We start from the raw sequence: 13,494 nt of genomic DNA on the forward strand, positions 1-13,494 counted from the left end.
AGGCCGTACCGTATCGGGGTGACGACAGACCGCGGGCCGTTCGCCCCCACCCGACAGTGGTTGCGGGGCCATCCGCTGGCCACGGACGGCGTACTGGCGTTCGGCGCGCTCGTCGCCATGGTCGTCGGCTCCTTCGCCGATCCGCACGGGCCGCACGGGCCCACCTTCGGGACGCGTACCCCCGAGCCCTTCTCCCTGCTGCTGATGCTGCTCGGCTCGGCGGCGCTGGTGTTCCGGCGCCGGCGGCCGCGCGCCGTGCTCGCGGTGACCTGCGGGCTTTCGCTGCTGGAGCTGACCACCGGGGAGCCGCGGGCACCGGTCGCCATGTGCACGGTGATCGCCCTCTACACGGTGGCGGCCCACACCGACCGGCCGACGACCTGGCGGATCGGGCTGCTCACGATGACGGGCCTGACGGGCGTGGCGATGCTCGCCGGGCCGCTGCCCTGGTACGCGCAGGAGAACCTCGGGATCTTCGCCTGGACGGGCATGGCCGCGGCGGCCGGGGACGCCGTGCGCAGCCGACGGGCCTTCGTCGACGCCATCCGCGAGCGCGCCGAACGGGCCGAGCGCACCCGCGACGAGGAGGCCCGGCGGCGGGTCGCGGAGGAGCGGCTGCGGATCGCCCGGGACCTCCACGACGTGGTGGCCCACCACATCGCCCTGGTCAACGTGCAGGCCGGGGTGGCCGCGCACGTCATGGACAAGCGGCCGGACCAGGCCAAGGAGGCGCTGGCGCACGTACGGGAGGCCAGCCGGTCGGCGCTCAACGAGCTGCGGGCGACCGTCGGCCTGCTCAGGCAGTCCGGGGACCCGGAGGCGCCGACCGAGCCGGCGCCGGGGCTCGGCGTCCTCGACGAGCTGGTGGACACCTTCCGGCACGCCGGACTGCCGGTGGAGGTGATCGTCCAGCTGGACTGCGGGACGGGGCCCCTGCCGGCGGCGGTGGACCTGGCGGCGTACCGGGTCGTCCAAGAAGCGCTGACCAACGTGCGCAAGCACGCGGGGCCGGGGGCGCGGGCCGAAGTGAGCGTGGTCCGGGTCGGCCCGTCGGTGGAGGTGACCGTGCTCGACGACGGGGGCACGGAGCCCGCCGACGTCGAGCCGGGCGGCGGCCACGGCCTGCTCGGCATGCGGGAGCGGGCCACGGCCCTGGGCGGTTCCTGCTCCACGGGCCCCCGCTTCGGCGGCGGCTACCGCGTGCACGCCGTCCTGCCGTGGGCCTGACCGGCGGCCACGCAGGACACGCGTCCTAGGGGCAGGTCCTGCGCCAGGCGTCGAGGTCGTACCGCTTCTGGATCGAGCTGAGCCGCAGTGTCTTCGACCCCCTGCAGAAACTCGACGTCGACCGTTCGTACTCCGCGTGGAAGACGGCCTTGCCGGCCTCGATGAAGGGGGTCAGCCGGTCGCACTCGTCGTACTGCGCGCACTGCTCGTTGACCGCGAAGTCGAAGTCCCCGACGAGCTGCGGGATCTGGTCGAGGTCGTTCTTCAGGCCGACGGCCATGCCCCGGTCGTGTGCGAGCTTCGCGATCAGCCGGTTGTAGCGCAGCTGATCGTCGGCGGTGAGCGGGAATCCGGAGGCGTTCTTGTAGCCGTCCATGTTGTCCGGCTCGACCGCGTCGAAACCCTTCTCCCGGCACATGTCGAACCGCTTGGCCATCAGGGGCTCCAGTTCCGCCACGCGCCGGATGTCCAGCCAGCGCTCGCCCTCCCAGCCGTTGCCCTTGCCGAGCAGGTCCCGCGGGAACGCTTCCGCGTCCGGCCGGAAGTCCTCCCACGCCCCGGTGGAGAGGTAGCAGATGGTCCGGCGGCCGGCCTTGCGCAGCTCGGCGACCTGTTCCCGCGTGGTGGTGAACCCGTCGACGTCGTAGACGGGTGCCTTCACCGAGGTGTCGAGCCTGCCGGTGAGCTGCCACTGCCAGTCGGTGCCGGGCGGGGGCTGCCAGCGCCCGCCGGGAGCGGTTTCCGGCCGGCGGCGCGGTTCGCCGTCGTCGTCCGGTCCGGCCGTGCAGGCGGCGAGCAACAGGAGGGGCAGGACCAGCAGGAGTCGCAGCGGCCGCGGTGTCCTCATCCCGCCGTCTCCAGGGCGTACGGGAGGGTGCCCCACGGGTGCGGGCCGTTGCCCGGGACCGCGCAGTGCACGCCCGCACCCCGCTGCGCGGCGAGTGCTCCGGCGAGCCGGGCGGCGATCTCTCCGGGAGGGACGCCGTACACGAGGTGGCAGAACCGCTGGGCGGGGTGGTCGGCGGTCCAAGGCGGTGGCGCCCCCGCCGCCCGGTAGGCGTCCCAGGGGCCCTCGAAGGTGACGAGCAGGTCGGCGAGTTCCACGTAGCCCGGATGCGGGTGTGCCCCGTGGTTGAGGACGAGCGTACGGGCGCCCGCGGCCCGGGCGGCGACCGTGAGCCGCCCGTAGTGCGGGAGCAGTTCGGGGTCGGCGGCGGCCTGGTCGAGGAAGGCCCCGTCGGCGGCGTACCAGTCGCGGTGGCGCAGCAGGTCCTGCACCACCGCGGCGTGCGGGCGGCGCCCGTAGTCGGTGTCGACGTAGCCGAGGACGGGCACGCCGGCCTCCCGGAGCCGCTCGGCGACGCTCGCGAACCGCTCGTCGCGGGCGGCGCCGGGTCCGCTGCCGGGGTTGAGGACCACCGAGTGGAGCCGGTCCGCGCCGCGGATGAGCCGCTCCCAGGCCTCGGGCCGTTCGGCGGGATGCTCGTACAGGGGCACCAGCAGCATGGGGTCCTTCTTCTTCTCCGGCACATACGTCTCGGGCGTCATCGGTGGGCGGTCGCGCGGCCCAGGAGCAGGCATACCAGGGTGGCCAGCGCGGCGGCGGCCGTGCCCGCGACGATCAGCTGAACGGCCCGGGGCTGGGCCAGCCCGGTCAGCAGGGCCAAGCTCTGGGCGACGGCGGCCGAGGCGCAGACCACGGCCGCGGGCCGGACGGCTCCGAAGGACTGCAGGAGCAGCCCGCTCCACATGACCGTCCCGAGGAGCAGCAGGGTGGCGACGCGGACCCCGGTGAGCCCGGGGGCTCCGGGCCACAGGAGGGTTCCGGTCACGCCGAGGGCCAGCAGCACCGACAGGTAGACGCCGAGGCAGCGGGCCAGGGTGGTCAGCATCCGGCGCCGGAACTGGCGGGGCGAGCGGGCCCCCTGCAGCCCGGAGAGGGTGCCGCTGCGGAAGCGGTGCAGCAGCCACTCGGCGGGGCCCATGCTGAGGGTGAGGGCCACCGCCGACGGAGCGGCGACGGCCTCGGCCGGACCTCCGGCGAGCACCTCGCCCAGGGCGGCGTAGAGCACGAGCAGGCCCGTGCCCAGGCCGAACACGCCGAAGGGCACCGAGTCCCCGAGCCGGGGTCCGCGGGACGCGTACTCCTCCTCGGCACCGCGCAGCATCTGCCAGCGCACCGGGCCGACGCGGGCGGGCCGGCGGGCCGCCCGGCCCCGGATCCGGCGTGCGGCGGCCCGGAGCCCGTCGGCCAGCGGGAGCTCCCGTAGGGCCAGGGTGCAGGCGGCCACCAGGGACACCACCAGGAGCGTCACCCGGACCGGCACGGGCAGGTCGACGAAGAGCACGGCCACGGCTCCGGCGGCCATCGGGGCGAGGGCCGCGAGCAGCACCCGCTCCCGGCCGAGGACCAGCAGGCAGGTGGCGGCCCCGACGTACAGGGCCTGACCGGCGGCGAAGGCGGAGGAGAACGGCGGCCCGCCGGGCACGGACAGCGCCGCGGCGGTGCCCAGCAGGGCTCCGACGGGGGCGCCGACGAGCAGGGTCCGCCCGGCGGCGGGCCGGTCGCCGAGGCCGAGCCAGGAGTAGGCGCGGTGGGACAGGGTCTGGTCCCAGCACCACCCTATGAGCGCTCCGGCGAGCAGGGTCAGGGTCCCGGCGGGCAGGCCGAGGCGGTCCGGCGGGCCTTCGAGGAGGGGGGCGCCCAGGAGGTAGGCCAGGCCGGGCAGGGCGAAGATGACCCCGCGCAACAGGCAGGCGGAGAGGGAGACCTTCCAGGGGTCGGCGGCGGGCCCCGGCTCCGGGAAGGAGCGGGGCACGCGTGCGTAGAGCTCCTCGGCGAGGGCGAAGGAGTCACGTCGGCCGTAGGTGAGCCGGATGTACTCGTCGGTCATGCCGTCGGATTCGAGGACGGCGGCGATCTCGTCGGGGTGGACGGCGGAGGCGATGAACACGTCGAGGCGTTCGGCCAGTTCGTCCATCGGGTCGGCGGCGGGCCCGGCGTCCCCGGCACGCGGCCGGGGGATCGCCGGGAGGGTTCCGGAGCCGGCGCCCGGCCCGGATCCGGGCGGCTTGAGCCAGAGGGATCCGCTCACCAGGCCCCCCCTTTCCCGGCCTCTTTGTGGGAACGCCCCAGGGCCGCGAGTTCGCGGTACCAGGGGTCGGCGAGCCGCTGGGTCCACGCGTCGCCCGCGTGGACGGGCAGGACGGGCTGGCCCGCCAGTTCCCGGTAGATGTGCCGGAAGCCGTCCACGGACTGGTGGAGGGTGAACTTCTCCACGACCCGCTTGCGCGACATCCGGCCGAGTTCGGCACGGCGTTCGTCGTCGCGGAGCAGGGCGAGGGTGGCGCGGGCCATGGTTTCGGGCTCGCGCGGCGGCACGACCAGACCGGTGTCCCCGACGGCCTCGCGGACGCCGCCGACGTCGGTGGAGACGGTGGTGCGGCCGCAGGACATGGCTTCGATGATGCTGAAGGGGAAGCCCTCGCTGATGGAGGAGAGCATCACGACGGAACCGGCCGCGTAGGCCCGGGCGACCTGCTCGATGCGGCCCTCGTAGGTGATCCCGTCGGTCACGCCGAGTTCGGCGGCGAGCTTCTCCAGGCGCAGCTTGTAGTCCTCGCAGCCGGCCGGGACGGGGCCGAAGAGGCGCAGCCTCAGGGCGGGCAGCTCCTCGCGCATGAAGGCGTAGGCCCGGACCAGTGTTTCGAGGTCCTTGATCGGGTCGATGCGGCCGCACCAGCTGAGGGTGGGCACGTCCGGTTCGGGCCCGGCCTCGGGGAAGGCGTGCGGGTCGACGCCGTTGTAGACCGTGCGGATCCGCTCGGAGTCGGCGCCTCCGCGCTCCTCCCAGCGGCGGTTGTACTGGTTGCAGGGGGTGATCAGGTCGGCCTGGCGGTAGCCCTCGGTGTTGAGCTCGCGGTAGAAGGCGAGCATGAGCGCCTTGACGGGCCAGCGCTGTTCGGCGGTGCGGTAGCCGAGGTAGCGCTCGCGCAGGTAGATTCCGTGCTCGGTGAGGAGGAAGGGCACCCCGTCGAGGTGTTTGGCGGCGAGCGCGGGCAGGGTGGCGAGGCCGCTGCTGACGGCGTGCGCGACGCTGTCGGGCGGGATGCGGACCGCGAGCGGGCGCAGCGCGTGTTCCAGCAGGTCGGTCACGGTGAGCGCGTCGTGGATGGTGGGCGCCGCCTCGGCGGTGGACAGGCCGGGCCGGGTCCAGACCTTCATCAGGAGGCGCAGAACCGATTCGGACCGCAGGGCCGCGGCGAGTTTCCCGGCCCGGGCCAGCACCGCGAGCTCGCGCAGGGCCTCGGAGAAGGTGCGGTCGGCAGGGTCGGCAGCCGGGTCGAGCAGGGCGAGCAGGAGGCGCTCGTAGACCTCGGTGAAACGGCGGTGGGCCTTGCCGCGCAGGGCCGACCGGCGGCCCCGGCCGGGTGGCGGACCCCAGAGCGGGACGGCCGTGTGCCGGTAGACGTTGCGGGGCAGTTCCCAAGTGACCGGCTCGCGTCCGGAGCCGGTCAGGGCTATGACGTTGAAGTCGACCTCCGGCATGCCGCGGACCAGTTGGTCGCACCAGGTGCTGACGCCCCCGTGGACGTGTGGATAGGTGCCTTCGGTGAGCATGGTGACGTGACGCCCATGACTCATGCGGTGTGTCCCCCCAGGACGGAAAAGGGGCCGGCGCCCGTGGGTTCGCGGAGCGCCGGCGCGGTGCTACTCGGTGGTGTCGTGCGGGACGGTCAGCTGGGCAGCTTGAGCGCGATGGAGCGCTGCAGGAGCTCGGGGGCGGTCCAGGCGGAGCGGCTGCCGGCATAGGCGGTGCCGAAGTCCGCCGTGCCGAGCAGCATCTGCTTCTTGGTGCCGTTGGGGGCGGTGATTGGTGCGACGACTCCGGAGGGGGCCTTGATGGTGACGTCGTTGCCGATGCGGTAGGCCGTGACCTTGCCGTCGGCGAGGGCCTTGTCCCAGGCCGCGCGGCGCTGGAACTCGACACCGGTGTCCTTCATGGACTGGTTGACGATCGGAGCGCTCGGCGCGTAGAGGGCACGGTAGGTGTCGAGGACCTGGTTGAGCACCGGGTAGAGGGTCCGGTCCTCGGCCAGGTTGGACTGGTGGACGTAGTGCGGCCGCGGGTCGTTGGCCAGGACGTGCCGCAGGGCGGTGCGGGCCTCGGCCGGGACGATGTAGTCGAGGTAGCCGGTGGTGACGTCCAGCGGGGCGGGCAGGCAGGTGGACGTCGCCGGGTCGTCCTCGCAGACGCCGCTGCCGCCGTGGGCGCGGCTGGTGTAGATCCAGTTGTACTCGTCGGCCATCTCGGCGTTGGTGCCCGTGTTGTAGTACACGTTCATGGGGTGGCGGGGGACCGTGAGGGCGGAGCCGACCGGGCGCTGGTCGGGCTCGCGGGAGTTGTCGCTGCCGGCCCACTTCACGCCGTTGTCGGCGAGGGCGGCGGCCAGGTTGGGGTTGTCCACGGGCTGCTGGGGAGCGGTCTTGAGGCCGGAGTGCTCGCCGGTGACGAGTTCGGTCCTGTCGAGGACGATGCCCTTGGCGGCGGCCCAGTTGTTGTTGTCGCGGATCTGGGCGGAGATCTCGGCGCGGCTCATGTACTGGATCGCGCCCTGGGCGTCCGTGGTGCAGGTCCACGGCACGACGGCGGTGTTCTGGATGCAGCCGAGGAACGGGTGCGTGTAGGTGTGGTTCATCCAGCGGTACTTGGCCCGGTCGGCGACGAGCTGGGCGGTGAGTTCGTCGACGCCGCCGTTCTCGGCCTTCCACTCCTCGCCGGCCCCGCCGTTGAAGAGCATGTCCAGCTTGAAGTTCTTGGACGTCTGCCACTGCGCCGCGTACACCGCGTCCGCGGCGCTCATCCGGATGGTGCTCTCCTGGCCCTCGCCGCCCGCGCAGGCGTAGTCGCCCGGCGTGCAGTTCAGCTCCTTGTTCCAGCGGGCGTCGGGGGCGAACACGTCGTCGACGTGGACCGCGAAGTAGTTGCGGCTCTGGCCGAGGTGCACCCCTTGGGTCAGCCAGTCGACGATGCCGCGGGCCAGCAGCCGGAACTGCTGCTGGTACTGGTTGTAGCCGAAGGTGACGACCAGTTCGCTGCGTCCGTCGTGCGTGTACTCGCCGACCAGGGAGGCCCGGCCGGAGCCGACGGGCGCGTCGAGGTAGCTGGTGTAGCCGGGGCGCGGCTTGGCCATGTAGCCGTAGCTCTCGGGCACCAGGGCGGAGTTGTCCTCGAAGGTGACCTGCCCGCCGAGGTAGGCGAAGGGGCCGGCCTTGCCGGCCGCGGTGACGGCGGCCTGGGTGCCGTCGAGCTGGCCGCTGTAGCCTCCGTTGTCCGTGTACTCCAGCCCGACGCCCGGGTGGGCCCAGGTGTAGGCGTCGACCTGGCGGATCCCGTACGTCGTCTCGTACGCGGTGAGCGCGGCCATCTCGGCCGAGCCCTCGCCGAACGGGTTCTCGTTGGGCAGCACCACGCCCTGGTACTTGGCGCGCGGCCGGCCGTCGACGGTGTCGCTCAGGAACGCCGCGTTGATGACCGGACGGCCACTGCTGCCCAGCTGGACACGGGTGTAGGGCACTCCGGTGTCGCGGAGCTCCGCGGTGATCGCCTCGACCGAGCTGCCGCCGTCGTCGACGACGAGCACCTTGAGGTCGATCCGCGGTGCCGTGGCCGCCTGGGCGGCCGCGGCGGGTACTGCGACGGACACCAGGGCGGCCGCGGCCATGACGGCGGCCAGCCTGTTCATCCGATTCTTGTTGACCATGTCGGCCTTTCCCCCCGCAGGGCATCCCTCGACACGGCCCTTGGCGGTCGGCCGGGCCGGGGAGGCTCTGTGGAAATCATGCAAAGGGACCCCGCGTCCCCTTGCGAGAGTGGACCGAGTCTTTCGGACCTCGTCAGGTCTACGCGGCAAACCTGGAGCAGAGTCCACGGATGGGTGAACCTGGCGGCTGCTTGATCGAACAACTTGCCAAACCTTCGAGTGACGTACGGGCGAGCGCGTGCGCGTAGGCTCCCTGCAGGCGGCCGTCGGGCCCCGAATACGATCGCTACGGATGGCCGTCCACCCACTCGGCCCACACACACAAACGGAAGCGAGACTTCACCACCGTGACTGCTCTGACTCTCAGCACTGCCGGCGCGGCGACGCTGCGCGCCGACGCCCTCGTCGTCGGTGTCGCAAAGGGCCCCAAGGGCGCGATCGTCGCCGCGGGCGCCGAGGCCGTGGACAAGGCGTTCGACGGCAAGCTCGCCGGTGTCCTGGACGCGCTCGGCGCCTCGGGTGCCGAAGGCGAGGTCACCAAGCTGCCGGCCCCGGCGGGCCTCAAGGTCCCGGTCGTGCTGGCGGTGGGACTCGGCTCCGTCCCTGAGAAGGACGAGTCGTTCGACGAGGAGGTACTGCGCCGCGCCGCCGGTGCCGCCGCCCGCGCGCTGCACGGCAGCAAGAAGGCCGGCTTCGCCCTCCCGCTGGAGGACGCCTCCGCCGTCACCGCCGTCGCCGAGGGCGCGCTGCTGGGCGCGTACGCCTTCACCGCCTACCAGGGCGGCGAGAAGAAGGCCGGCAAGGAGAAGGACTCCGGTCCGAAGCAGCCGCTCGCCGAGGTGGCCCTGGTGGGCGCCAAGCCTCGCGACAAGGAGCACAAGGCCGCCGCCGAGCGCGCCGCGGTCGTCGCCGCCGAGGTCAACGTCGCCCGTGACCTGGTCAACACCCCGCCGAACGACCTGACCCCCGAGGACTTCGCCGCGGTCGCCTCCGCGGCCGCGAAGGAGAACGGCGTCAAGGTCCAGGTGCTGGACGAGAAGGCCCTGGTCAAGGGTGGCTACGGCGGCATCATGGGCGTCGGCAAGGGCTCCGAGAACCCGCCGCGCCTGGTGAAGCTCAGCTACACGCACCCCAAGGCGGAGAAGACGCTGGCCTTCGTCGGCAAGGGCATCACCTACGACTCGGGCGGCATCTCGCTGAAGCCGGCCGGCCACAACGAGACGATGAAGTGCGACATGGCCGGCGCCGCCGCCGTCTTCGCTTCCGTCATCGCGGCCGCGAAGCTGGGCCTGCGGGTCAACGTCACCGGCTGGCTCGCGCTCGCCGAGAACATGCCGTCCGGTTCCGCCACCAAGCCCGGTGACGTGCTGCGCATGTACAGCGGCAAGACCGTCGAGGTCCTCAACACGGACGCCGAGGGCCGCCTCGTCCTCGGCGACGCGCTGACCAAGGCCTCCGAGGACGCTCCCGACGCCATCGTCGACGTCGCCACCCTGACCGGCGCGATGGTGCTGGCCCTCGGCGACCGCACCTTCGGGATCATGGCGAACGACGACGCCTTCCGCACCTCGATCCACGAGATCGCGGAGGAGGTCGGCGAGGCCTCCTGGCCGATGCCGCTCCCCGCCGAGCTGCGCAAGACCATGGACTCCCCCACCGCGGACATCGCGAACATGGGCGTCCGCATGGGCGGCGGCCTGATCGCCGGCCTCTTCCTGCAGGAGTTCGTCGGCGAGGGCATCACCTGGGCCCACCTCGACATCGCCGGCCCGGCCTTCCACGAGGGCGCGCCGCACGGCTACACCCCCAAGGGCGGCACCGGCTCGGCCGTACGCACCCTGGTGCGGCTGGCCGAGCGCACGGCCACGGGCGACCTGGGCTGACCCGGTCGGTGTGACGCCTGACGCACCCCGGGGCCCGGCGGGCCCCGGGGTGCGTTCAGCCGACGACGAAATCCGTAGGTTCCTACGCCGCGGTAACCCTCACTTCGGAGAGAACGCCCTCTCACAACGTGGGCCCGGCGTCCCGCGTTCCCCCGACAAATGCGAAGATGGGTTCTCGGCAGGACAGGGCCCCCACCACAGGGCCGAAGAAACAGCGGCCGATTACCAGCCGCCGCCCGGTCACAGAGGACCGGTGCCCGGCGCACATGCATGGAGGACGTGACGTGGCGAACGACGCCAGCACCGTTTTCGACCTAGTGATCCTCGGCGGTGGCAGTGGCGGTTACGCCGCGGCGCTGCGCGCATCCCAGCTGGGTCTGGACGTTGCCCTGATCGAGAAGAACAAGCTCGGCGGCACCTGCCTGCACAACGGCTGCATCCCCACGAAGGCTCTGCTGCACGCGGGTGAGATCGCGGACCAGGCGCGCGAAGCCGCCCAGTTCGGCGTGAAGGCCACCTTCGAGGGCATCGACATCGCGGGGGTGCAGAAGTACAAGGACGAGGTCATCTCGGGTCTGTACAAGGGCCTGCAGGGCCTGGTCGCCTCCCGCAAGGTGACGTACATCGAGGGTGAGGGCCGCCTTTCCTCGCCGACCTCCGTCGACGTGAACGGCCAGCGCATCCAGGGCCGCCACATCCTGCTGGCGACCGGCTCCGTGCCGAAGTCCCTGCCGGGCCTGAACATCGACGGCAACCGCATCATCTCCTCGGACCACGCGCTCGTCCTGGACCGCGTGCCCGAGTCCGCGATCGTCCTGGGCGGCGGCGTCATCGGCGTCGAGTTCGCCTCGGCGTGGAAGTCCTTCGGGTCCGAGATCACCGTCATCGAGGGCCTGAAGCACCTCGTGCCGGTCGAGGACGAGAACAGCTCCAAGCTGCTGGAGCGCGCCTTCCGCAAGCGCGGCATCAAGTTCAACCTCGGCACCTTCTTCGACAAGGCCGAGTACACCGAGAACGGCGTCCGCGTGACGCTGGCCGACGGCAAGACCTTCGAGGCCGAGGTGCTGCTGGTCGCCGTCGGCCGCGGCCCGGTCTCGCAGGGCCTGGGCTACGAGGAGCAGGGCGTCGCGATGGACCGCGGCTACGTCCTGGTCGACGAGTACATGCAGACCAACGTGCCGACGATCTCGGCCGTGGGCGACCTCGTCCCGACCCTCCAGCTCGCGCACGTCGGCTTCGCCGAGGGCATCCTGGTCGCGGAGCGTCTGGCCGGTCTCAAGACCGTCCCGATCGACTACGACGGTGTCCCGCGCGTCACCTACTGCCACCCCGAGGTCGCTTCCGTCGGCATCACCGAGGCCAAGGCCAAGGAGATCTACGGCGCGGACAAGGTCGTGGCCCTCAAGTACAACCTGGCGGGCAACGGCAAGAGCAAGATCCTGAAGACCGCGGGCGAGATCAAGCTCGTCCAGGTCAAGGACGGTGCCGTGGTCGGCGTCCACATGGTCGGTGACCGGATGGGCGAGCAGGTCGGCGAGGCCCAGCTGATCTACAACTGGGAAGCCCTGCCGGCCGAGGTCGCGCAGCTCATCCACGCGCACCCGACCCAGAACGAGGCGCTCGGCGAGGCCCACCTGGCCCTGGCCGGCAAGCCGCTTCACTCGCACGACTAGTTCGTCCCGGGCGCGACGACCACTTCCGCACTTTCGTAAGGAGCAACAGAAACCATGTCGGTTTCCGTAACCCTTCCGGCGCTCGGCGAGAGCGTCACTGAGGGCACTGTCACCCGCTGGCTGAAGGCCGAGGGCGAGCGCGTCGAGGCCGACGAGCCGCTGCTCGAGGTCTCGACCGACAAGGTCGACACCGAGATCCCGTCGCCCGTCGCCGGCATCCTGGCCTCCATCAAGGTCGCCGAGGACGAGACCGTCGAGGTCGGCGCCGAGCTGGCCGTCATCGACGACGGTTCCGGCGCCTCGGCGGCCGCCCCGGCTGCCGAGCCGGCCGCCGCCGAGGCCCCCGCGGCCGCTCCGGCCCCCGCTGCCGAGGCCCCCGCGGCCCCGGCTCCGGCCGCCGAGGCCCCCGCTGCCGAAGCCCCTGCCGCCTCCGGCACCGATGTCGTGCTGCCCGCCCTGGGCGAGTCCGTCACCGAGGGCACCGTCACCCGCTGGCTGAAGGCCGTCGGCGAGTCGGTCGAGGCCGACGAGCCGCTGCTGGAGGTGTCCACGGACAAGGTCGACACCGAGATCCCCGCGCCGGTCTCCGGCACCCTGCTGGAGATCCTGGTCGGCGAGGACGAGACCGCCGAGGTCGGCGCGCGTCTGGCCGTCATCGGCGTCGCCGGTGCCGCCCCGGCCGCTCCGGCTCCGGCCGCAGCCCCGGCCCCCGCCGCCGAGGCCCCCGCGGCCCCGGCCGCCGCTCCGGCTCCGGCTCCGGCTCCGGCTCCGGCTCCGGTCCAGCCCGCCCCGGCCGCCGCTCCGGCTCCGGTCCAGCCCGCCGCCCCGGTGGCCGCCCCGGCTCCGGTGACCCCGGCTCCGGCCGCTGCCCCGGCGTCCGCCGGCGACGAGGGCGCGTACGTGACCCCGCTGGTGCGCAAGCTCGCCTCGGAGTCCGGCGTGGACCTGTCCGCCGTCTCGGGCACGGGTGTCGGCGGACGCATCCGCAAGCAGGACGTCCTGGCCGCCGCCGAGGCCGCCAAGGCCGCTGCCGCCGCGCCGGCCCCGGCCGCCGCTCCGGCCGCCAAGGCCCCGGCCGCCGCGGTCTCCGAGCTGCGCGGTCAGACCGTCAAGATGACCCGCATGCGCAAGGTCATCGGCGACAACATGATGAAGGCCCTGCACTCGCAGGCTCAGCTCAGCTCCGTGGTCGAGGTGGACATCACCAAGATCATGAAGCTGCGCGAGAAGGCCAAGGCCGGCTTCCTCGCCCGCGAGGGCGTCAAGCTGTCCCCGATGCCGTTCTTCGTCAAGGCCGCCGCCCAGGCGCTGAAGGCCCACGCGGTCGTCAACGCCCGGATCAACGAGGACGAAGGCACCATCACCTACTTCGACTCGGAGAACATCGGCATCGCCGTGGACTCCGAGAAGGGCCTGATGACCCCGGTCATCAAGGGTGCGGGCGACCTCAACCTGGCCGGCATCTCCAAGGCGACCGCCGACCTGGCCGCCAAGGTCCGCGGCAACAAGATCACGCCGGACGAGCTGTCGGGCGCGACCTTCACCATCAGCAACACCGGTTCGCGCGGTGCGCTGTTCGACACGGTCATCGTGCCGCCGAACCAGGTCGCCATCCTGGGCATCGGTGCCACGGTCAAGCGCCCGGTGGTCATCGAGACCGCCGAGGGCACCAACATCGGCATCCGCGACATGACGTACCTGACCCTGTCCTACGACCACCGTCTGGTGGACGGCGCGGACGCGGCCCGGTACCTCACCGCGGTCAAGGCGATCCTCGAGGCCGGCGAGTTCGAGGTCGAGCTCGGCCTCTGAGCCGAACGGCTTGTAACCAGCCTCACTGTCGGCGCCCCCGTCCGGGATACTCCCGGGCGGGGGCGCCGCCGTATTGTCTACGCATCAGGCCCCGCAACGACCCTGCTCACCCATCAGGAGATGAAGCCCCGATG

At 72.3% G+C, this 13,494-nt stretch carries 9 protein-coding genes; 4 read left to right on the forward strand and 5 right to left on the reverse strand.

Features of this window, described 5'->3' with window-relative positions:
• Nucleotides 1–18 precede the first annotated feature (18 nt).
• A complete protein-coding gene (locus R4Z63_RS08725; protein ID WP_384454676.1) occupies nucleotides 19–1,227 on the forward strand; it encodes a sensor histidine kinase in 1,209 nt (402 codons plus the stop codon).
• Between the two features lie 25 nt (nucleotides 1,228–1,252).
• On the opposite strand, the gene R4Z63_RS08730 is transcribed toward R4Z63_RS08725, so the two are convergent.
• The 5 genes from R4Z63_RS08730 to R4Z63_RS08750 all read right to left on the reverse strand — a co-directional run bounded on the left by R4Z63_RS08730 (nucleotide 1,253) and on the right by R4Z63_RS08750 (nucleotide 7,992).
• Complete coding sequence (locus tag R4Z63_RS08730) at nucleotides 1,253–2,074, reverse strand: endo alpha-1,4 polygalactosaminidase (protein WP_037927092.1); 822 nt, start codon at nucleotides 2,072–2,074, stop codon at nucleotides 1,253–1,255.
• Nucleotides 2,071–2,775 carry a spherulation-specific family 4 protein gene (locus R4Z63_RS08735; protein ID WP_384454673.1) on the reverse strand — a complete coding sequence of 235 codons (705 nt, stop codon included), beginning with the start codon at nucleotides 2,773–2,775 and terminating at the stop codon, nucleotides 2,071–2,073. Before R4Z63_RS08735 ends, R4Z63_RS08730 begins: the two co-directional genes overlap by 4 nt.
• A complete protein-coding gene (locus tag R4Z63_RS08740) occupies nucleotides 2,772–4,322 on the reverse strand; it encodes a hypothetical protein (protein WP_037927094.1) in 1,551 nt (516 codons plus the stop codon). The genes R4Z63_RS08735 and R4Z63_RS08740 overlap by 4 nt, the downstream gene beginning before the upstream one ends.
• Entirely contained in the window at nucleotides 4,319–5,872 is a 1,554-nt protein-coding gene (gene pelF, locus R4Z63_RS08745) for a GT4 family glycosyltransferase PelF (RefSeq protein ID WP_037927096.1), read from the reverse strand. Before pelF ends, R4Z63_RS08740 begins: the two co-directional genes overlap by 4 nt.
• A 92-nt stretch (nucleotides 5,873–5,964) precedes the next feature.
• On the reverse strand, nucleotides 5,965–7,992 hold the full coding sequence (locus R4Z63_RS08750) for a hypothetical protein (protein WP_384454668.1): 2,028 nt from the start codon (nucleotides 7,990–7,992) through the stop codon (nucleotides 5,965–5,967).
• A 347-nt stretch (nucleotides 7,993–8,339) separates the two neighbouring features.
• Here R4Z63_RS08750 and R4Z63_RS08755 point away from each other — a divergent pair, with 347 nt between their 5' ends.
• The 3 genes from R4Z63_RS08755 (at nucleotide 8,340) to sucB (ending at nucleotide 13,360) form a co-directional block, all read left to right on the forward strand.
• Nucleotides 8,340–9,875 carry a leucyl aminopeptidase gene (locus tag R4Z63_RS08755; RefSeq protein ID WP_384454665.1) on the forward strand — a complete coding sequence of 512 codons (1,536 nt, stop codon included), beginning with the start codon at nucleotides 8,340–8,342 and terminating at the stop codon, nucleotides 9,873–9,875.
• A gap of 284 nt (nucleotides 9,876–10,159) precedes the next feature.
• Nucleotides 10,160–11,548, forward strand: a complete 1,389-nt coding sequence (lpdA, locus tag R4Z63_RS08760; RefSeq protein ID WP_037927102.1) for a dihydrolipoyl dehydrogenase — start codon at nucleotides 10,160–10,162, stop codon at nucleotides 11,546–11,548.
• Between the two features lie 54 nt (nucleotides 11,549–11,602).
• Nucleotides 11,603–13,360: a 2-oxoglutarate dehydrogenase, E2 component, dihydrolipoamide succinyltransferase gene (gene sucB, locus R4Z63_RS08765; RefSeq protein ID WP_384454662.1), complete on the forward strand. Its 1,758-nt coding sequence runs from the start codon at nucleotides 11,603–11,605 to the stop codon at nucleotides 13,358–13,360.
• Nucleotides 13,361–13,494: the final 134 nt, after the last annotated feature.

The sequence above is a fragment of the Streptomyces sp. PL-29 genome (genome assembly GCF_058344425.1).

Coding starts and splice junctions, on each gene's coding strand:
- R4Z63_RS08735 (WP_384454673.1), bottom strand. CDS start 2,775: ATGACGCCCGAGACGTATGTGCCGGAGAAGAAGAAGGACCCCATGCTG.
- sucB (WP_384454662.1), top strand. CDS start 11,603: ATGTCGGTTTCCGTAACCCTTCCGGCGCTCGGCGAGAGCGTCACTGAG.
- R4Z63_RS08730 (WP_037927092.1), bottom strand. CDS start 2,074: ATGAGGACACCGCGGCCGCTGCGACTCCTGCTGGTCCTGCCCCTCCTG.
- R4Z63_RS08750 (WP_384454668.1), bottom strand. CDS start 7,992: ATGGTCAACAAGAATCGGATGAACAGGCTGGCCGCCGTCATGGCCGCG.
- pelF (WP_037927096.1), bottom strand. CDS start 5,872: ATGAGTCATGGGCGTCACGTCACCATGCTCACCGAAGGCACCTATCCA.